General features: G+C 63.8%; 19 protein-coding genes and 1 tRNA gene. All 20 read left to right on the top strand.

What is annotated here, in order from left to right; translation table 11 throughout:
• Nucleotides 1–44 precede the first annotated feature (44 nt).
• The 20 genes from holB to B5X73_RS06210 all read left to right on the top strand — a co-directional run bounded on the left by holB (nucleotide 45) and on the right by B5X73_RS06210 (nucleotide 19,141).
• A complete protein-coding gene (gene holB / locus B5X73_RS06305; protein WP_079520991.1) occupies nucleotides 45–980 on the top strand; it encodes a DNA polymerase III subunit delta' in 936 nt (311 codons plus the stop codon).
• A 63-nt stretch (nucleotides 981–1,043) separates the two neighbouring features.
• On the top strand, nucleotides 1,044–2,006 hold the full coding sequence (locus B5X73_RS06300; RefSeq protein ID WP_176167749.1) for a PIG-L deacetylase family protein: 963 nt from the start codon (nucleotides 1,044–1,046) through the stop codon (nucleotides 2,004–2,006).
• A 34-nt stretch (nucleotides 2,007–2,040) separates the two neighbouring features.
• On the top strand, nucleotides 2,041–2,400 hold the full coding sequence (locus tag B5X73_RS06295; protein ID WP_036112194.1) for a PilZ domain-containing protein: 360 nt from the start codon (nucleotides 2,041–2,043) through the stop codon (nucleotides 2,398–2,400).
• A gap of 320 nt (nucleotides 2,401–2,720) precedes the next feature.
• A complete protein-coding gene (locus tag B5X73_RS06290; protein WP_036112196.1) occupies nucleotides 2,721–3,077 on the top strand; it encodes an NADH-quinone oxidoreductase subunit A in 357 nt (118 codons plus the stop codon).
• Nucleotides 3,068–3,622, top strand: coding sequence for a NuoB/complex I 20 kDa subunit family protein (locus B5X73_RS06285; protein WP_036112197.1), 555 nt, complete (start codon nucleotides 3,068–3,070; stop codon nucleotides 3,620–3,622). Before B5X73_RS06290 ends, B5X73_RS06285 begins: the two co-directional genes overlap by 10 nt.
• Before the next feature lie 14 nt (nucleotides 3,623–3,636).
• Entirely contained in the window at nucleotides 3,637–4,365 is a 729-nt protein-coding gene (locus B5X73_RS06280) for an NADH-quinone oxidoreductase subunit C (RefSeq protein WP_079520989.1), read from the top strand.
• Nucleotides 4,366–4,392: 27 nt separating this feature from the next.
• Nucleotides 4,393–5,622, top strand: a complete 1,230-nt coding sequence (locus B5X73_RS06275) for an NADH-quinone oxidoreductase subunit D (protein WP_239709167.1) — start codon at nucleotides 4,393–4,395, stop codon at nucleotides 5,620–5,622.
• A 21-nt stretch (nucleotides 5,623–5,643) separates the two neighbouring features.
• Complete coding sequence (gene nuoE / locus B5X73_RS06270) at nucleotides 5,644–6,171, top strand: NADH-quinone oxidoreductase subunit NuoE (protein ID WP_079520988.1); 528 nt, start codon at nucleotides 5,644–5,646, stop codon at nucleotides 6,169–6,171.
• A 10-nt stretch (nucleotides 6,172–6,181) separates the two neighbouring features.
• On the top strand, nucleotides 6,182–7,525 hold the full coding sequence (gene nuoF / locus B5X73_RS06265) for an NADH-quinone oxidoreductase subunit NuoF (protein WP_036112206.1): 1,344 nt from the start codon (nucleotides 6,182–6,184) through the stop codon (nucleotides 7,523–7,525).
• The gene (nuoG, locus tag B5X73_RS06260) at nucleotides 7,522–9,834 is read left to right on the top strand and encodes an NADH-quinone oxidoreductase subunit NuoG (RefSeq protein WP_079520987.1); all 2,313 of its coding nucleotides are present in this window, start codon (nucleotides 7,522–7,524) and stop codon (nucleotides 9,832–9,834) included. The genes nuoF and nuoG overlap by 4 nt, the downstream gene beginning before the upstream one ends.
• A gap of 3 nt (nucleotides 9,835–9,837) precedes the next feature.
• Nucleotides 9,838–10,860, top strand: coding sequence for an NADH-quinone oxidoreductase subunit NuoH (nuoH, locus tag B5X73_RS06255; RefSeq protein WP_036112211.1), 1,023 nt, complete (start codon nucleotides 9,838–9,840; stop codon nucleotides 10,858–10,860).
• A 5-nt stretch (nucleotides 10,861–10,865) separates the two neighbouring features.
• The gene (nuoI, locus tag B5X73_RS06250; RefSeq protein ID WP_036112213.1) at nucleotides 10,866–11,357 is read left to right on the top strand and encodes an NADH-quinone oxidoreductase subunit NuoI; all 492 of its coding nucleotides are present in this window, start codon (nucleotides 10,866–10,868) and stop codon (nucleotides 11,355–11,357) included.
• A gap of 19 nt (nucleotides 11,358–11,376) precedes the next feature.
• A complete protein-coding gene (locus tag B5X73_RS06245) occupies nucleotides 11,377–12,036 on the top strand; it encodes an NADH-quinone oxidoreductase subunit J (RefSeq protein WP_036112216.1) in 660 nt (219 codons plus the stop codon).
• A complete protein-coding gene (gene nuoK, locus B5X73_RS06240; protein WP_036112219.1) occupies nucleotides 12,033–12,338 on the top strand; it encodes an NADH-quinone oxidoreductase subunit NuoK in 306 nt (101 codons plus the stop codon). Before B5X73_RS06245 ends, nuoK begins: the two co-directional genes overlap by 4 nt.
• A gap of 4 nt (nucleotides 12,339–12,342) precedes the next feature.
• A complete protein-coding gene (gene nuoL / locus B5X73_RS06235) occupies nucleotides 12,343–14,406 on the top strand; it encodes an NADH-quinone oxidoreductase subunit L (protein ID WP_079520986.1) in 2,064 nt (687 codons plus the stop codon).
• A gap of 14 nt (nucleotides 14,407–14,420) precedes the next feature.
• Nucleotides 14,421–15,932 (top strand): NADH-quinone oxidoreductase subunit M, encoded by a 1,512-nt coding sequence (locus B5X73_RS06230; RefSeq protein WP_036112225.1) that lies wholly within the window; start codon nucleotides 14,421–14,423, stop codon nucleotides 15,930–15,932.
• Nucleotides 15,933–15,945: 13 nt separating this feature from the next.
• A complete protein-coding gene (gene nuoN / locus B5X73_RS06225) occupies nucleotides 15,946–17,406 on the top strand; it encodes an NADH-quinone oxidoreductase subunit NuoN (protein WP_036112228.1) in 1,461 nt (486 codons plus the stop codon).
• Between the two features lie 239 nt (nucleotides 17,407–17,645).
• Nucleotides 17,646–17,722 (top strand) — tRNA-Met (locus B5X73_RS06220).
• Nucleotides 17,723–17,866: 144 nt separating this feature from the next.
• Nucleotides 17,867–18,136, top strand: coding sequence for a hypothetical protein (locus B5X73_RS06215; RefSeq protein WP_036112231.1), 270 nt, complete (start codon nucleotides 17,867–17,869; stop codon nucleotides 18,134–18,136).
• Nucleotides 18,137–18,178: 42 nt separating this feature from the next.
• Complete coding sequence (locus tag B5X73_RS06210) at nucleotides 18,179–19,141, top strand: DUF6338 family protein (protein WP_139382675.1); 963 nt, start codon at nucleotides 18,179–18,181, stop codon at nucleotides 19,139–19,141.
• Nucleotides 19,142–19,283 lie beyond the last annotated feature (142 nt).

Here is a 19,283-nt window from a genome sequence, read left to right as displayed (position 1 = left end):
CGCAGCCGGATCCGGGCCATGAACGTCATCGTGGCGGTGACCGCGTGACGTCGCGCCCCTGGCACGAGGACGCCTGGGCTCGCCTGCAGGCCCGCCGCGAGCGGGATGCGCTGCCGCACGCGCTGCTGCTGGCCGGGCCCGCGGGGCTGGGCAAGCGCGATTTTCTGGCGGCATTCGTCAAGGGCCTGCTCTGTCAGCAACCGGTCGATGGCGTACCTTGCGGTATCTGCCGCAGCTGCCACCTGGTGGCTGCCGGCACCCATCCGGATGTCGTCACGCTGACGTTCGGCCTGCGCAAGGACGGGGTCACCCGAAGCGAGATCGTGGTCGACCAGATTCGCGACCTGTCAGCCCGGCTGGCCATGTCGAGTCAGTTCGGCGGCTGGCAGATCGCCACGGTCGATCCGGCCGACGCGATGAACGCCGCCGCCGCCAACGCCCTGCTGAAGACGCTGGAAGAACCCACGCCGGCAACGCTGCTGATCCTGGTGGCCGACGATCCCGCGCGGCTTCCGGCGACGATCCGCAGCCGCTGCCAGCGCATCGATTTCCTGGTTCCCTCGCGCGAGGTGTCGCTGGCCTGGCTACGCGCCGAAGGCGTCTCCGACGCGCCGGCCGCGCTCGAGGCGGCCGGCGGTAACCCCGGCATGGCGCGCGAGTGGTCCGCCGACGGTGCGCTCAAACAGCGCTCCGAGGTACGCAACGATCTGAAGGCGCTTGCCGCGGGCCGAGGCGACGCCATGGAGGTCATCAAGCGTTGGCAGGCCGCGCAGCCGGCGCGCTATCTCTGGTTCGCCGCGCAGGCGGTGACCGACGAGCTGCGTGCGCGTACGGCCGGAAAGCCCGCGCCGCTCGAGAGTCAGCTCGACGACGAGGCACTGGACCACTGGTACGGGCGGGTCAACCGGGCCCGCGACGCCCTGCGCGGTCCGCTGCGTGTCGACCTCATTCTTCTCGAACTGCTTGCCGCCTGGCGTTGACGCGGCCTTACCGGCCATTCGGTCCTAATGGTCGTGCCCGTCACTTGTGTGAGGAAAGACCCTTTGTATCGTGACCCCGTCATCGACGGCGCCACCCGGCTTCTGGTGGTTGCGCCTCACCCCGACGATGAGTCGCTCGCCGCGGGCATGCTGATCCAGCGCACCCTGGCCATGGGCGGGCGGGCCGACGTGCTCCTGCTGACCGATGGCGACGACAACCCCTGGCCGCAGCGCTGGGTCGAGCGGCGCGTGATCATCGATGCACCGGCGCGTGCCCGCTGGGGTGCGCGACGTCGTCTCGAAGTGGCCGGGGCCCTGGGGCGCCTGGGTGTACCGCCCGACCAGTTGCATGCGCTGGGCTGGCATGACATGCAGGTGACCGATGAGCTCAGGCGGCGGCATACCGCCGCCGTGACCGCCGTCCGGCGGGTGATCGAGCGGGTCCGGCCGACCCTGGTGGTGATTCCCGATCTGGGCGATACCCACCCGGATCACGGTTCCGCCCACGTTCTTGCCCGGCTGGCGCTGTCGGCTGCCGGTTCGATGGCGGACGTACTCACTTATATGGTGCACGGCACGGAGCGCAGTTCGCCCGACGACCTGTGGGTGCCCGACCTCGATGCCGAGCGGCAGGCCACCAAGCTGGCCGCCGTGCTCGAGCACCACACTCAGATGGCGCTCAGTCGCGAACGCATGCTCGGCGTGGCGTCGCGGCCCGAGCGCTTCGACCGGCCCGCCGCGGCGCCCGGCGTCGGATCCCTGCTCCTGCCGTGGCGGCCGGGCGTGCTGGCGCGCCGCCGGTTGCGCGTCGTGCTGGCGGACGGGCAGGGTGTCGTCGCGTGGCCGTGGCGCGAGGCGCCGCTGGAATCCTCGGGTGACGGCTGGCTACTGCGGCTGCGCGATGCGCCGGGTCCGGCTTTCGTGAAGCTCACCGCCGACCTGTCCACGCCCTGGATCTACGACCACTATGGCTGGGCATGCCAGGATCCGGAGCCGGTCGGGCTTGTGGCCCGGCCCATCGGCTAGCTAGGATGGCCGTTATTACAGGGAAACCGCTTGCATGAACGCCAACGTCTCCTCGCCGCGTCAGGGCATCCTTTCGCTGAAGATCAAGGATGTGAACGCGCTCTACGTCGCCTACATGCCGTTCCTCAAGACCGGCGGCCTGTTCGCGCCCACGGCGCAGCGCTACAGCCTGGGCGACGAAGTGGCCCTGCTGGTCACCCTGATCGACGAAAACGAGCGCCTTTCGGTCGCGGGCAAGGTCGTCTGGATCACCCCCGTCGGCGCGCAGGGCAATCGTACGGCCGGCGTCGGCATCCAGTTCAACGAATCGTCTGAGAGCGAAGCCGCCCGTCAGCGTATCGAGGCCCTTCTCGCCGGTAGCCTCGCCTCCGAGCGTCCGACCCAGACCATGTGAGAGGAGGGCGCATCCGGCGCCCTTCCGAGGTCTTCCCGCCGCAAAACGCTGCGATTGCATGCATGGGGTGAGGTTTTTGCCTCACGCGGTGATGTTTTTCCCGCATTAAGGCTTGTAGGTATACCTGCACGCACTGGTACAATAGTTCGGTTCCCCAACGTGAGATTGTGGATATCCGGAGTCGTTGGCGCGCCCGTCGCGTCGGCTCGGATCGATCCATTTGGATCGATCCGAAAAAAACTCCGGCGACCCTAGCCGGACCGCTCGTCCCCGCCGACGGTCACTGATGCGCCCAGTGAGGCGCGGAGGTACGCAGCATCGTGCTTGCCCAATATTGGCCCGTCCTGTTGTTCATTGCCGTGGCCGTTGGCCTAGGTATCGTCCTGATGGCGCTCGGCATGCTTGCCGGTCCCCGCCGTCCCGACGCGGAGAAGCTCTCGCCCTACGAGTGCGGCTTCGAGGCCTTTGAAGATGCGCGCATGAAGTTCGACGTGCGCTACTACCTCATCGCCATCCTCTTCATCATTTTCGATCTCGAAATCGCCTTCCTGTTCCCGTGGGCGGTGGTGTTCGACAAGATCGGCCTGATCGCCCTGGTCGAGATGGCGCTGTTCCTCGCGCTGCTTGTCGTCGGCTTTGCTTACGTCTGGAAGAAGGGAGCACTCGAATGGGAGTGATGACCACCATCGACCGGGTGATGCACAACCCGGCGCCGCTCAACCTCGTCGACGACATCCTGCGCCCCAACGGTGACGCACCGGTCGTCAACCGCGGTTTCGGCGTGACCAGCATCGATGCGCTGATGAACTGGGCCCGCACCGGTTCCATGTGGCCGATGACCTTCGGTCTGGCCTGCTGCGCCGTCGAGATGATGCACGCGGGTGCCGCGCGCCTCGATCTCGATCGCTTCGGCGTCGTCTTCCGTCCCAGCCCGCGCCAGTCCGACGTGATGATCGTCGCCGGTACGCTGGTCAACAAGATGGCCCCCGCGCTGCGCAAGGTCTACGACCAGATGCCCGAGCCGAAGTGGGTCATCTCGATGGGCTCCTGCGCCAATGGCGGCGGCTACTACCACTATTCGTATTCGGTCGTTCGTGGCTGCGATCGCATCGTGCCGGTCGACATCTACGTGCCGGGTTGCCCGCCGACGGCCGAAGCGCTGATCCACGGCATCCTGCAGTTGCAGAAGAAGATCCGCCGCACCCACACGATCGCGCGCTGAACAGGGCTTCGAACATGAGCGTTACTAACGAGACCTCGCTGGTCGAACGGCTCGCCGCGCGTTTCGGTGACATGCTGACGGTGAAGGTCGAGCGCAACGAGGTCACCGCCGAGGTGTCTCCGCGCGACCTGACCGCCGTCGCCACCGCGCTGCGCGACGAAGCCGGCTTCCGCTTCACGATCGTCATCGACGTCTGCGGTATCGACTACCTCAGCTACGGCCAGACCGAGTGGGACACCGACACCGCGCACGGCGAAAGCTTCTCGCGCGGCGTCGAAGGGCAGGGCGCAGGCCGCTTCACGTGGGCGGAGCGTCCGCGCAACGTCGAGCAGCCGCGCCGCTACGCCGCGATCATCCACCTGCTGTCGATCGAGCTGAACCAGCGCATTCGCCTGCGCGCGTTCTGCGAAGACGACGCGTTCCCGGTCGTTCCGTCCATCACGCCGATCTTCCCTGGCGCGGACTGGTTCGAGCGTGAGACGTTCGATCTGTTCGGCATCATCTTCGATGGCCACCCCGATCTGCGCCGCATCCTCACCGATTACGGCTTCGTCGGCCATCCGTTCCGCAAGGACTTCCCGCTCATCGGCAACGTCGAGGTTCGCTACGACCCCGAACAGAAGCGTGTCGTCTACGAACCGGTCTCGATCGAACCGCGCGTGCTCGTTCCGCGCACGATCCGTAATGACGCCGATCTCGATCAGGCCAGGGCGGAATCCGCCGATCACTGGCGGGAGAATTAAGCCGTGGAAGAAATTCGCAATTACACGATGAACTTCGGCCCGCAGCATCCCGCTGCGCACGGCGTGCTGCGCCTGGTGCTGGAGATGGACGGCGAGACGATCGTCCGCGCCGATCCGCACATCGGCCTGCTGCACCGTGGCACCGAGAAGCTCGCCGAGTCCAAGCCGTTCAACCAGTCCATCGGTTACATGGACCGCCTCGACTACGTGTCGATGATGTGCAACGAGCACGCCTACGTGCGCGCCATCGAGAACCTCCTGGGTATCGAGGCGCCGGTTCGCGCGCAGTACATCCGCACGATGTTCGACGAGATCACCCGCATCCTCAACCACCTCATGTGGGTGGGTTCGAACGCGCTCGATCTCGGCGCCATGGCCGTCTTCCTCTACGCGTTCCGTGAGCGCGAAGAGCTGATGGACGTATACGAGGCGGTGTCGGGCGCGCGCATGCACGCCACGTATTACCGTCCGGGTGGCGTCTATCGCGACCTGCCGGAGCAGATGTCGAAGTATCGCGAGTCGCCGTGGCACAAGGGCGGCGACCTCAAGCGCCTCAATGCCTGGCGCGAAGGCTCGATGCTCGACTACCTCACCGAGTTCACCAACGACTTCCCGGCGCGCGTCGACGAATACGAGTCGCTGCTGACCAACAACCGTATCTGGAAGCAGCGTACGGTCGGCATCGGTGTGATTCCGCCCGAGAAGGCCCAGGCCTGGGGCATGACCGGCGCCATGCTGCGCGGTTCGGGCATCGCCTGGGATCTGCGCAAAAAGCAGCCGTATGCCGCGTACGCGGACATGGACTTCGACATCCCCGTCGGGGTCAACGGCGATTGCTACGACCGCTACCTGGTCCGCGTCGAGGAGATGCGCCAGTCGAACGCCATCATCAAGCAGTGCGTGGCGTGGCTGAAGGCCAACCCGGGCCCGGTGATGGTGCAGAACTACAAGGTCGCTCCGCCCAGTCGTGAAGAGATGAAAAACGACATGGAAGCGCTGATTCACCACTTCAAGCTCTTCACCGAGGGCTATGGTGTGCCGGCCGGTGAAACCTATGCCGCCGTCGAAGCGCCGAAGGGCGAATTCGGCTGCTATCTCGTGTCCGACGGTGCCAACAAGCCCTTCCGCGTGCATCTGCGCGCGCCCGGCTTTGCGCATCTGTCCTCCATGGACGCGATCGTGAGGGGCCATATGCTCGCCGACGTCGTCGCGATGATCGGCACCTACGATCTCGTTTTCGGCGAAGTCGACCGCTAAGTCGACGGAGTGAACTGAATCATGAAAGCCACCGGTCAATTCGAGCAGGTCAAGGACGTCGATCCCCTCGCCGCGCTCAACGATCACACCCGTCAGCACATCGATCACTGGGTGTCCAAGTTCCCGCCGGATCGCAAGCGTTCCGCGCTGATCCAGTCGCTGATGGCGGCGCAGGAGCAGAACGTCGGTTACCTCACCGACGAGCTGATCACCGCCGTCGCCAAGTACCTCGACCTGCCGCCGATCTGGGCGTACGAAGTCGCGAGCTTCTACTCGATGTTCGAGACGACGCCCGTCGGTCGTAACAACGTCGCCATCTGCACCAACATTTCCTGCTGGTTGAACGGTGCCGAAGGCATCGTGCGTCAGTGCGAGAAGAAGCTGGGCATCAAGACGGGCGAGAGCACCGCCGACGGCCGCATCTACCTCAAGCAGGAAGAGGAATGCCTGGCCGCGTGTGCCGGCGCGCCGATGATGGTGGTCAACGGTCATTACCACGAGAAGCTGACGGCCGAATCGGTCGACGCCATTCTCGACGGTCTGAAGTGAGGTAAGGGCAATGGCTAGCACCACTGGTCCGGTCGGACCCGCACCGCAGGAACACCAGGTCGTCTATACGACGTTGCATTTCGAGAAGCCGTGGGCGCTCGAAAGCTACGAGAAGATGGATGGCTGGAAGGCCTGGCGCAAGATACTGGCCGAGAAGCCGGATCCCGCCGCGCTGATCGAAGAACTGAAGAAGAGCGCGCTGCGCGGTCGCGGTGGCGCGGGCTTCCCGACCGGCCTGAAGTGGTCGTTCATGCCGCGCACGGCACCCGGCCAGAAGTACATCCTGTGCAACTCGGACGAATCCGAGCCGGGTACCTGCAAGGACCGCGACATCCTGCGCTTCAACCCGCATGCGGTGCTCGAAGGCCTGGCCATCGCCTGCTACTGCACCGGCTCGACCGTCGCCTACAACTACCTGCGCGGCGAGTTCCATCACGAGCCGTTCGAGCACATCGAAGAAGCCCTGAAGGAAGCCTACGCGGCTGGCCTGCTGGGTAAGGACATCGCCGGCTCCGGCATCGATGTCGACATCTTCAACGCGCTCGGCGCCGGCGCGTACATCTGCGGCGAAGAAACCGCGCTGATGGAATCGCTCGAAGGCAAGAAGGGCCAGCCGCGCTTCAAGCCGCCGTTCCCGGCCGGCTTCGGCCTGTACGGTCGCCCGACCACGATCAACAACACCGAGACCTACGCCTCGGTGCCGGCCATCCTGCGCAACGGCGCGGAGTGGTTCCTCAACATCGGCAAGCCGAACAACGGCGGTCCGAAGATCTTCTCGGTATCCGGCCACGTGGCCAACCCGGGCAACTTCGAGATCAAGCTGGGCACGTCGTTCGCCGACCTGCTGCAGCTGGCCGGTGGCGTGCGCAACGGCAACAAGCTCAAGGCGGTGATCCCGGGCGGCTCCTCGATGAAGGTGCTGCCGGCCGAGAAGATCATGGAATGCACCATGGACTACGACTCGCTGCAGAAGGCGGGTTCGGGTCTGGGCTCCGGTGCCGTGATCGTCATGGACGAGACCACCTGCATGGTCCGCGCCTGCCACCGCATCTCGCGTTTCTACATGGCGGAGTCGTGCGGTCAGTGCACCCCGTGCCGCGAAGGCACCGGCTGGATGCACCGCGTGCTCTCGCGCATCGTCGAAGGCAAGGGCACGGAAGACGACCTGCATCGCCTGAAGGCGATCGCCGGTCAGATCGAAGGTCACACCATCTGCGCCTTCGGCGAAGCCGCGGCGTGGCCGGTGCAGGGCTTCCTGTTCCACTTCTGGCACGAATTCGAATACTACGTGAAGCATGGCCGTTCGATCGTCGACGGTCCGGCTGACACGGTCACCACTGGAGTCGCTGCATGAGTGCGCAGCCCGTAGCCAATGCCGCGCCGGACCTCGTCAACGTCGAGATCGACGGCGTTCCGGTGCAGGTAGCCAAGGGGTCGATGATCATCCAGGCGGCCGACGCCGTCGGTATCGCCATCCCGCGCTTCTGCTACCACCGCAAGCTCCCGATCGCCGCCAACTGCCGCATGTGCCTGGTGGAAATCGAGAAGATGCCGAAACCCGCGCCTGCCTGCGCCACGCCGGTGGGTGAGGGCATGAAGGTCTTCACGCGCTCGGACAAGGCGCTGAAGTCGCAGCGCAACGTGATGGAATTCCTGCTGATCAACCATCCGCTCGACTGCCCGATCTGCGATCAGGGCGGCGAATGCGAACTGCAGGACGTCTCGCTGGGCTACGGCCGCTCGGTGTCACGTTACAACGAGCGCAAGCGCACCGTCGCCGACGAGAACATCGGGCCGCTGATCGCGACCGAAATGACCCGCTGCATCCAGTGCACGCGCTGCGTCCGCTTCACCAGCGAGATCGCCGGCACGTACGAACTGGGTGGCATGAGCCGTGGTGAAAACCTCGAGATCGGCACGTACATCGGTAAGACCATCGAGAGCGAACTGTCGGGCAACATCATCGACGTCTGCCCCGTCGGCGCGCTGACCAACAAGCCGTTTCAGTTCCAGGCCCGCGCGTGGGAGCTGATCGCGCGTCCGTCCATCGCCTACCACGATGCGCTCGGCTCCAACCTGTGGATGCACACGCGCCGCGGCGAAGTGCTGCGCAACGTGCCGCGCGACAACGAGACGATCAACGAGTGCTGGCTCTCGGACCGTGACCGTTACAGCCATCAGGGCCTGTACGCGGCGGACCGCGTCAAGACCCCGATGGTCAAGCGCAACGGCCAGTGGTCGGCGACGACCTGGGACGACGCGCTGGCTGTCGCCGCCGAAGCGCTCAGGAGCATCTCCGGCGCCGAACTCGGCGTGCTGGTCAACGGCGCCACGTCGAACGAGGAGGGCGAGCTGATCGTCCGGCTGGCACGCGGCCTGGGCAGTGCCCATGTCGATCACCGCCTGCGTCAGCTCGACTTCGCGGATAACGCGTTCGCGAAGCCGTTCGCCTCGCCGATCGCCTCGATCGACAAGGTCAAGGCCGCGCTGCTGGTCGGTTCGGACCTGCGCCATGAAGTGCCGCTCCTCAACCATCGCCTCCGTCAGGCGGTGAAGAGGGGCGCCAGGGTGTACGCGGTCAATCCGGCCCACTTCAACTTCAACTACCCGCTGGCCGGTGAATCGGTCGCCGCGCCGCACGCGCTGGTGAACGAACTGCTGATCCTGGCCAAGGCGGCCGGTGAGAACGGCGCTTCGGTGCCGGAGTCGCTGGCGTCCGCACTGAACGGCGTGGAGACGACCGACGCGCACCGCGACGCCTTCAAGGCGCTCGGCGAGAACGCGGTGGTCATCTTCGGCCACGCCGCGGTCACCCATCCGGAAGCCTCGTGGCTGCGTGCCATCGCTCGCTTCATCGCGCAGGCGGCCGGTGCGGCCTTCAACGAAATCCCGGTCGGTGCCAACGCGCTGGGCCTGTCGTCGGTCGGCGTCCTGCCGACCGCTGGCGGTCTGGATGCGCGCGGCATGCTCGCCCAGGCCCGTAAGGGTTACATCCTGTACAACGTCGAGCCGCCGCACGATTTCGCCGATGGCGCACTCGCGCAGCGGGCGATGCATTCGGCGCAGACGGTCGTGGCCTTCGCGGCTTACGCCAGCGACGCCCTGAAGGACTCGGCGGACGTGATCCTGCCGATCGGTCTGACGCCGGAAATCGACGCGACCCTGGTCAACGTCGAAGGTACGGCGCAGACCGTCGTCGCCGGTGCGAAGGCACCGGGCGACGCCCGTCCGGGCTGGAAGGTGCTGCGCGCGCTGGGCGGGATGCTCAACGTGGCGGGCTTCGAGTTCGACGACCTCGCCGGTCTGCGTGAAGGGTTCACCGAACGCGCTTCGGACGTCCGCCAGGTGCTGGGTTCGCGCAGCAACGGCGTCTCGCTCTCGCGTCTGGCCACCACGCCGATCTATCGCGGCGACGCGGTGCTTCGTCGTGCCGGCGCGCTCAACGCGCATCCGCTGAACCGTCCCGCCGCCATCCGCATCGGTGCGGAAGAGGCCGGCAAGCTCGGTCTCACCGATGGCGCCAACGCGCGCATCGGCGACGTCGTCCTGCCGGTGGCTTTCGACGCGGCGGTGCCTGCCGGCGCCGTCTGGATCGAAGCCGCGCATTCCGAAACCGCCATGCTGCCCCCATACGGCGCGGCCATTACCGTGAGCAAGGCGTAAACCATGGCCGATCAACTCTTCGACCACCTGTTGCTGCCGATCCTCTTCATCCTGGCGATCGTGCTGCCGCTGGTCATCGGCGTCGCACTGTACGTCTGGTGGGAGCGCAAGGTGCTGGGCTGGATGCACGTCCGCATGGGGCCGAACAAGGTCGGTCCCGCCGGTCTGCTTCAGGCCTTCGCCGACGTCGTCAAGCTGCTGCTGAAGGAAGTCATCCTTCCGACCAACGCCAACCGCGTGCTCTATTACCTCGCGCCGCTGCTGGCGCTGGTACCGGCGCTCGCCGCGTGGGCGGTGGTGCCGTTCGGTCCGGAAGTCGTGCTCGCCAACGTCAACGCCGGCGTGCTCTACCTGCTGGCCATGACCTCGATGGGCGTGTACGGCATCATCCTCGCCGGCTGGTCGTCCAACTCGCGTTACGCGATGCTCGGCGCCATGCGCGCGGCGGCTCAGGTCATCTCGTACGAGCTGGCCATGGGCATGTCGATCGTCTGCGTGCTGGTGCTCACCGGTAGCCTGAACCTCTCGGCCATCGTCAACGCGCAGGCGGGCAACTTCTTCACCTGGTACTGGCTGCCGCTGCTGCCGGTGTTCGTCGTCTACTTCGTCTCGGGCGTGGCGGAAACCAACCGCGCACCGTTCGACGTGGCGGAAGGCGAATCGGAAATCGTCGCGGGCTTCCACGTCGAATACTCCGGCTCGCCGTTCGCGCTGTTCTTCCTCGCGGAATACGCCAACATGATCCTGGTCAGCTTCCTGACCTCGATCTTCTTCATGGGTGGCTGGCTGTCGCCGTTCCCGGAATCGTGGGGCCTGCTCGGTCACGGCGGTTTCCACTGGCTGTTCATCAAGGCCTTCATCTTCGCCTTCCTGTTCCTGTGGTTCCGCGCGAGCTTCCCGCGCTACCGCTATGACCAGATCATGCGCCTCGGCTGGAAGGTCTTCATCCCCATCACCATCGTCTGGGTCCTCGTCGCCGGCTGCTTGAAGTATTTCGGCTGGGTCCACCTCGGCACGGGAGCCTGATCGCCATGACCCGCGTTATCCATTACCTGAAGAGCCTCCTGCTCCTCGAGCTGTTCGCCGGCATGGGCCTGACCATGCGCTACATGTTCAGCCCGAAGTACACGATGCGCTACCCGTTCGAGCACATCCCCAAGTCGAACCGCTTCCGTGGTCTGCATGCTCTGCGCCGTTACGCCAACGGTGAAGAGCGCTGCATCGCGTGCAAGCTTTGCGAGGCGGTGTGCCCGGCCCTGGCCATCACGATCGACTCGGCTCCGCGGCCGGAAGACGGCCAGCGCCGCACCACGCGTTACGACATCGACCTGTTCAAGTGCATCTTCTGCGGTTTCTGCGAAGAGAGCTGCCCGGTCGACTCCATCGTCGAAACGCACGTGCACGAGTACCACTTCGAACATCGCGGCGAAAACGTGGTGACCAAGGGCCAGCTGCTGGCCATCGGTGACCGCTTCGAGCAGGACATCGCTGCCGCCCGCGCGCAAGACGCGGCTTACCGCTGAGGCGCCCGGAGAACAAGCGATGAATACCGATCTGCTCCAACTCATCTGTTTCTACCTCTTCGCCGGCATATCCGTGATTGCCGCGCTGATGGTCATCACCGTGAAGAACTCGGTGCATGCCGTGCTCTCGCTTGTGCTGACCTTTTTCAGCATGGCCTGCGTCTGGCTGCTGGCCGAAGCGGAGTTCCTCGCCATCGCCCTCGTCGTCGTCTACGTCGGCGCGGTGATGGTGCTGTTCCTCTTCGTCGTCATGATGCTCGACATCAAGCAGGAGGTCGTCCGCGAGGGCTTCATCCGCTACCTGCCGGTCGGCATCATCGTCGCCCTGGTCATGCTGGTCGAAATGCTGGCGATGATCGGCGTCAAGGCCATGCACGCCCATACGCTCGGTCCCAACCCGGCGGGCGAGTCCAACGTCGCCTGGCTGGGCAAGGCCCTGTACACCGACTTCCTGCTTCCGTTCGAGATCGCCGCACTGATCCTGACCGTGGGCGTGGTGGCCGCCGTGGCCCTGACCCTCCGCCAGCGTCTGGGCGTGAAGCACCAGACCGCCTCGCAGCAGGTGGTGGTCCAGGCCACCGACCGCGTCCGCGTGGTCAAGGTCGCCAGCGAAACCATGGCTTCCGTCAGCCCGGCTCCGGCCCCGGTTGTCGATCCGACGCAGGAGAACGCCAAGTGATCACGCTTTCCCATTACATCGTCCTCGGCGCGATCCTCTTCTGCATCGCGGTCGCCGGACTGTTCATCAACCGCAAGAACGTGATCGTGCTGCTCATGGCGATCGAGCTCATGCTCCTGGCGGTGAACACCAACTTCGTCGCCTTCTCGCGCTTTTTCGGCGATGTCGGCGGCCAGGTCTTCGTGTTCTTCATCCTCACCGTGGCCGCGGCGGAATCCGCCATCGGCCTGGCGATCCTGGTCCTGCTGTTCCGTAACCGCAGCACGATCAATGTCGCCGAAATCGACAGCATGAAGGGTTGATCCGATGAGTCTCTCGCTTTCAATCCTGCTGACGATCGCACTGGCGCCGCTGGTGGGCTCGATCCTGGCCGGCCTGTTCGGTCGGGTGATCGGCCGGGCAGGGGCGCACACCGCGACCATCCTCGGTGTCGGCATCTCCTGCGCCCTTTCGTTCTACGTGCTTTACCAGCTGGTCTTCGCCGGTGCGCAGAACTTCAACCAGGACATCTACACCTGGTTCGAGATCGGCAAGTACCACGCGTCGGTCGGCTTCATGGTCGACCGTCTCACCGCCATGATGATGGTGGTGGTGACCTTCGTGTCGCTGCTGGTGCACCTGTACACCATCGGCTACATGGAAGAAGACCCGGGCTATACGCGCTTCTTCAGCTACATCTCCCTGTTCACCTTCTCGATGCTGATGCTCGTCATGAGCAACAACTTCATGCAGCTGTTCTTCGGCTGGGAAGCGGTGGGCCTGGTGTCGTACCTGCTGATCGGCTTCTGGTACAAGCGTCCGACCGCGATCTTCGCTAACCTCAAGGCATTCCTGGTCAACCGCGTGGGCGACTTCGGTTTCCTGCTCGGTATCTCGGCCATCCTGTACTTCATGGGGACGCTGGACTACCAGACCGCCTTCGACCACGCTCCCGAGCTGGTCGGCAAGACGCTGCAGATCACGCAGAACCATGCGTGGGACGCCGCGACCGTGATCGGCATCCTGCTGTTCATCGGTGCCATGGGCAAGTCGGCCCAGGTGCCGCTGCACGTGTGGCTGCCGGACTCGATGGAAGGCCCGACCCCCATCTCCGCGCTGATCCATGCGGCGACGATGGTGACCGCCGGTATCTTCATGGTCGCGCGCATGTCGCCGATCTTCGAACTGACCGAGGGTGCGCTTTCCTTCATCCTGGTGATCGGTTCGACCACGGCCTTCTTCACCGGCCTGATCGGTATCGTGCAGAACGACATCAAGCGCGTTATCGCGTACTCGACGCTCTCGCAGCTCGGCTACATGACCGTCGCGCTCGGCGTGTCCGCCTATAGCGGCGCCGTGTTCCACCTGATGACCCACGCCTTCTTCAAGGCGCTGCTGTTCCTCGGCGCGGGTTCGGTGATCATGGGCATGCACCATGAGCAGGACATGCGCTACATGGGCGGCCTGCGCAAGTACATGCCGGTGACGTGGATCACGATGTGGATCGGCTCGCTGGCCCTCGCCGGTACGCCGTTCTTCTCGGGCTTCTATTCGAAGGACGCGATCATCGAGGCCGTCGGCGAGTCGCATCGCTGGGGCGCGACGTACGCTTACTTCTGCGTGATGGGCGGCGTCTTCGTGACCTCGCTGTACAGCTTCCGCCTGCTGTACATGACCTTCCATGGCAAGGAGCGCTTCACCGTCGAGCACAAGGCGCATGGCCACGGTCATGACGCCCATGCCGACCACCACGACGACGCGCACGACGCGCACGACGATCACGGCCATCACACGCCGGGCGTTCTCGAGCATGCACCGCACGAGTCGCCGTGGGTCGTCACGGTACCGCTGGTGCTCCTGGCCATTCCGTCCATCCTGATCGGTGCTTTCACGGTCGGTCCGATGCTGTTCGGCGACTGGTTCGGCAAGGCGATCCACGTCAACGAAGCCAACAACGTGCTCGGCGAACTCGGTCACGAGTTCCATGGTGCGCTGGCGGCCGGCCTGCATGGGTTCCTGCAGCCGCCGTTCTGGATCGCGTTCGCGGGCTTCGTCGTCGCCACCTACGTCTACCTGTTCAACCCGTCCGTCGCCGACAAGGCGAAGAACGCGTTGAAGCCGGTGTTCAACCTGCTCGACCACAAGTACTGGATCGATGAACTCTACTTCGCGGTGTTCGCGAAGGGCGGCGTCAAGCTGGGCGAAGGTCTTTCGAAGGTGGGCGATACCGCCATCATCGACGGCGCCATCGTCAACGGCTCGGCCGGCCTCGTACAGCGCATCGCGAGCGGCACCCGTCGCCTGCAATCCGGATTCCTCTTCCACTACGCGTTCGCCATGATCCTCGGTCTTATCCTGCTCCTCGGCGGGTACTGGCTGATCGGGCAATAAGGGAAACGAGCTATATGTCGAATCACTTGCTCAGCCTGCTGATCTGGCTCCCGGTCGTCGGCGCCATTCCGGTGCTGTTGGCCGGCGCCGGTCGTCCGGGTCTCGCCCGCTGGATCTCGCTGCTGGTCGCGGTTGCCACCTTCGCCGCCAGCCTTGCCCTCCTGCCTGCCTACGATGCCTCCACCGGTACGCTTCAGCTCAACGAATCGTTCAGCTGGATTCCGTCACTGGGCATCAACTACTCGCTGGCCGTCGACGGTATTTCCGTCGCGCTCATCGTACTGACCACCTTCACCCAGATCCTCGTGATCGTCGGTGCCTGGGAAGTCATCCAGAACAAGCCGCACCAGTACATGGCGGCCATGCTGATCCTCGAAGGCATGATGATCGGCGTGTTCTGCGCGACGGATGCGTTGCTGTTCTACGTGTTCTTCGAAGCCATGCTGATCCCGATGTTCATCCTCATCGGTATCTGGGGTGGTCCGCGCCGTGTGTATGCCACGCTGAAGTTCTTCATCTACACGTTCTTCGGCTCGATCTTCATGCTGATCGGCCTGATCTACCTGTATCACAAGACCGGCGGCAGCTTCGCCATGGCCGACATGGCCAACGTGCACCTGACGATGACCGAGCAGAGCTGGCTGTTCTTCGCCTTCCTGCTGGGCTTCGCCATCAAGGTGCCGATGGTGCCGGTACACACCTGGCTGCCCGATGCCCACGTCGAAGCACCTACCGGCGGTTCGGTGGTGCTGGCGGCGGTCATGCTGAAGATCGGTGGCTACGGCTTCCTCCGCTTCAGCCTGCCGATGGTGCCGGACGCGTCGCATCACTTCGCCTGGCTGGTCATCGTCCTCAGCCTGATCGCGGTCTGCTACATCGGCTACATCGCGCTCGTGCAGCAGGACATGAAGAAGCTGGTGGCGTACTCGTCGATCGCCCACATGGGTTTCGTCACTCTGGGTATCTTCATCGCCTTCCTGCTGGTGCGTGAGTCGAACAATGTCGAGGCCGCGCGCCTGGGCATGCAGGGCGCCATGGTCCAGATGATTTCGCACGGCTTCATCTCCGGCGCGATGTTCAGCTGCATCGGCGTGCTGTACGACCGTATGCATACCCGCCAGATCAAGGACTACGGCGGCGTCATCAACGTGATGCCGATCTTCGCCCCGTTCTACGTGCTGTTCGCCATGGCCAACAGCGGCCTGCCGGGCACCAGCGGTTTCGTCGGCGAGTTCATGGTCATCCTGGCCTCGTTCAGTGCCAACCCGTGGATCGCGCTGTTCGCCGCGTTCACGCTGATCATCGGCGCGGCGTACACGCTGTGGATGGTCAAGCGCGTCCTCTGGGGCGACGTCAAGAACAAGCACGTCGCGGAACTGACGGACGTCAACGGTCGCGAGATCTTCATGCTGAGCGCGTTCGCCGCCGGTGTGCTGGTCTTCGGTATCTGGCCGGAGCCGCTGGTGCACCTGATGGATGCCTCGGTTGCTCGGATCGTCGAGCAGCTGGCCATCACCAAAGTCTGAGCGGGAACTATCCATGCCTGGTATCAACGACATCCTGATCCTGCTCCCCGAGGTTTACCTCGTGCTGGCGGCCTGCGTCCTGCTTCTCATGGACGCATGGCTCTCGCCGGCACAGAAGGGCGCAGTCCACTGGCTTTCCATCCTGGTCCTGGTGATCGGCGCGTACCTCGTCGTCAGCGGTCAGCCGGACACCAGCATCACCGCTTTCAGCGGCATGTTCATCCGCGACGGCGTCGCGGAAGTGCTGAAGGTGTTCTCGCTGCTGATCACCGCCGTGATCTTCGTCTACGCGCGTCCGTACCTTAAGGCGCGGGCGATTCCGTTCGGCGAGTTTTACACGCTGACCATCTTCGCCACCGTCGGCATCATGTTCCTGGTTTCCGCCGGCAGCCTCGTTACCGTGTACCTCGGTCTCGAACTGCTGACGCTTTCGTCGTATGCGCTGGTCGCGCTGAACCGCGATTCGCAGCTGTCGTCTGAAGCGGCGATCAAGTACTTCGTGCTGGGTGCTTTGGCCTCGGGCATGCTGCTGTACGGCATGTCGATGGTCTACGGCGCGACCCACAGCCTCGACCTGCACACGATCCACGCCGCCATCGTCAACACCGAGTGGAAGACCCTGCTGCTGTTCGGCCTGGTCTTCATGATCGTCGGCATCGGCTTCAAGCTGGGCGCGGCTCCGTTCCACATGTGGATCCCGGACGTGTACCAGGGTTCGCCGACCGCCGTGACCATCTTCATCGGTTCGGCGCAGAAGCTGGCGGCGTTCGGTATGGCCTATCGTCTGCTGTCCACCGGCATGGGCGATATCGCCGGTGGCGCGACCGGCCTGGCGCCGCAGTGGCAGATGATGCTGGCGACGCTGGCGGTGCTCTCGCTGGCGATCGGTAACCTCGTCGCCATCGTGCAGACCAACCTCAAGCGCCTGCTGGCCTATTCGACCATCTCGCACATGGGCTATCTGCTGCTGGGTCTGGTCAACGCCGGTCCGGAAGGCTACTCGGCCTCGATGTTCTATGCGGTCAGCTATGCGCTCACCAGCGCCGCGGCCTTCGGCATGATCATCGTTCTGTCGCGTTCGGGCTTCGAGTGCGAAGAGATCGACGACCTCAAGGGGCTCAATCAGCGTTCGCCGTGGTATGCGTTCCTCATGCTTCTGGTGATGTTCTCGCTGGCTGGTGTGCCGCCGCTGTTCGGTTTCTTCGGCAAGCTGCTGGTGCTGAAGGCCGCCGTCGACGCGGGCTTCCTCTGGCTGGCCCTGGTCGGCGCCGTGTTCGCCATCATCGGCCTGTACTACTACCTGCGCGTGGTGAAGATCATGTACTTCGACGCACCGGTGGAAGGCACCGACGTGCGTGCCGTCGCCGACGCGCCGTCGCGCTGGGTACTCTCGATCAACGCGCTCGCGCTGCTCGTGCTGGGCTTCACCTGGTCGCCGCTGCTGGCCTGGTGCCAGAAGGCGTTCGCCAGCTGAGGCTGACGTCGCCCGATGAATGACGGAAAAGGCGCGGACCTCGGTCCGCGTCTTTTTTATGCGTCTTTCGCCCACAGGATCGGTTCCATGGGTTGGGACCGTAGTGGCGTATCGGGCGGGGAGGGTGGCGAATAAGGGCGGGGTGACGCCCTGGTTCTGAGCCGATGCGAACTTTCCCGATTATTTGTTGCAGAACGCTTGCAAGAATCCGGCCATGTCCGTATACTTGCTGACTCTGATGCGGGGTGGAGCAGTCTGGCAGCTCGTCGGGCTCATAACCCGAAGGTCGTAGGTTCGAATCCTACCCCCGCTACCAGTTTTCTAAAAAGGCGCTGACTCTGGTCAGCGCCTTTTTTCTATGCGGCGACGGTACTGTCAGAGAATCCTTGCTGCCGGTGGAGCCCCCAGCCTATTGAAATACCAAGTGGCGGCGCGCAAAGTGTCGCTGGGAGGAGCATCGATGGCGACGTTCAAAACGTTTAAGAAAGCGACACTCAAGTTACTCGACTCTCAGTCGAAGGCTGGTCTCGGGTTGAGCACCCAGCAGCGAGTCGATAGCTTGGTCAAACTTGCTCAGAGTTTCGCGCGGGAAGAGGTCGCCACCGCACGCGATCGGGCCATGCGTGTCTCAGGCGATGCCCTGTACGTGCGTGGCAATGCTGGCCTGTACACCTCAGAGGCTGAAGGCAAAAAGGCGATGCAATCGATAGAGCGTCTCCGAAAAAAGTAGGCATTTATATCGGCGGCAAGTTTTTCACAGGGAAGGGTGAACTTGGGCACATCTAGTGGCGCTTCACTAGTAGGGATTTTGCCGCTGCTCGCGGCGGGTTTCATTTTTAACTCAATTTTCTATCGAACGCGCTTTCGACTGGCGCGCGCAGATGGACAGCGGCTGTTTTTCTCATGCGTGATCGCAGGCTTCAGCATCGGCTGCATTGCGTTTGCCATAGCCGCGTCGCTACGGCGACACCTTCCCTCAGAGGGCCGGTTTCGCGAATTGATGGACTGGTTCCACCAGGCAATTCCCGTTCCCTACAGCATGACGTTCCTCGGGGCGATCATGCTCGCAGCGTTTTTTGGGCATGCGGCGAATGGGTACTTGTGGTGGCGGAAACGCCTTAAGGCACCAGCTGATAGCAGGCGTGTAAGCGTGTGGACTTACTGGCGCGAGATGTCCGAGCACGTCACCGCTCTCGATGAGCTGGTTCGCCGTGCTGTCTCTGATGACTCACTCGTCATGATTTGCCTCAAATCGAGGAAGGTCTACTGCGGTCTGATCTCCGGAATTCGTGGGGTGCATGAATCCGCTATGGTGCACATCCAGTTAATTCCGGCGTTCTCCATAACACGAGACAAAGATTCGCTGAAGTTCTTGCCGGAGACTCGAACGGAATACAGGGCATTCTCATTAAAGCGCGCGTTTGATCGAAAAGCGTCGTTGGATAGTGAGATCAGAGACATAGCCAGACTCGTGCGCGTGCTGAGGGCGGTGAGGTCGATGTCGGAGGCATCCCCGGATGAGCCGACTATCGCGGGGGTGAAGAATTATGGTCGCCAATTGATTCGGGAGCGTACCGATCTCGTGGAAAATCTGGCTCGGTACGGTGCACTTCAATCCTTCGATGCTACAGAATGGCTGAAGGTGATCCCAGCCTCCGAGATTGAGTCTGCATCGCTTTATAAAGACGGCGATTTTGACCGATGGTTCTCGACGCCATCGGTTCAGGTCAGCTAGGAGAGTACTCCGGTAATCGACCCATTTTTGATGGGCGCCTAAGCGCCTTGCTCGAATGGCGGTAAGCGCACACGCATGAGCTCGCGTGCGAATTGCGCGGAACTCGTGAGGCGACTGATCCGCGCGCGGCGGGATAGCACCT

This window comes from Luteibacter sp. 22Crub2.1 (genome assembly GCF_900167995.1).
GTDB lineage: Bacteria > Pseudomonadota > Gammaproteobacteria > Xanthomonadales > Rhodanobacteraceae > Luteibacter > Luteibacter mycovicinus.
Note: the sequence above shows the minus strand (reverse complement) of the source record. Positions and strands in the feature narration are given on the sequence as shown.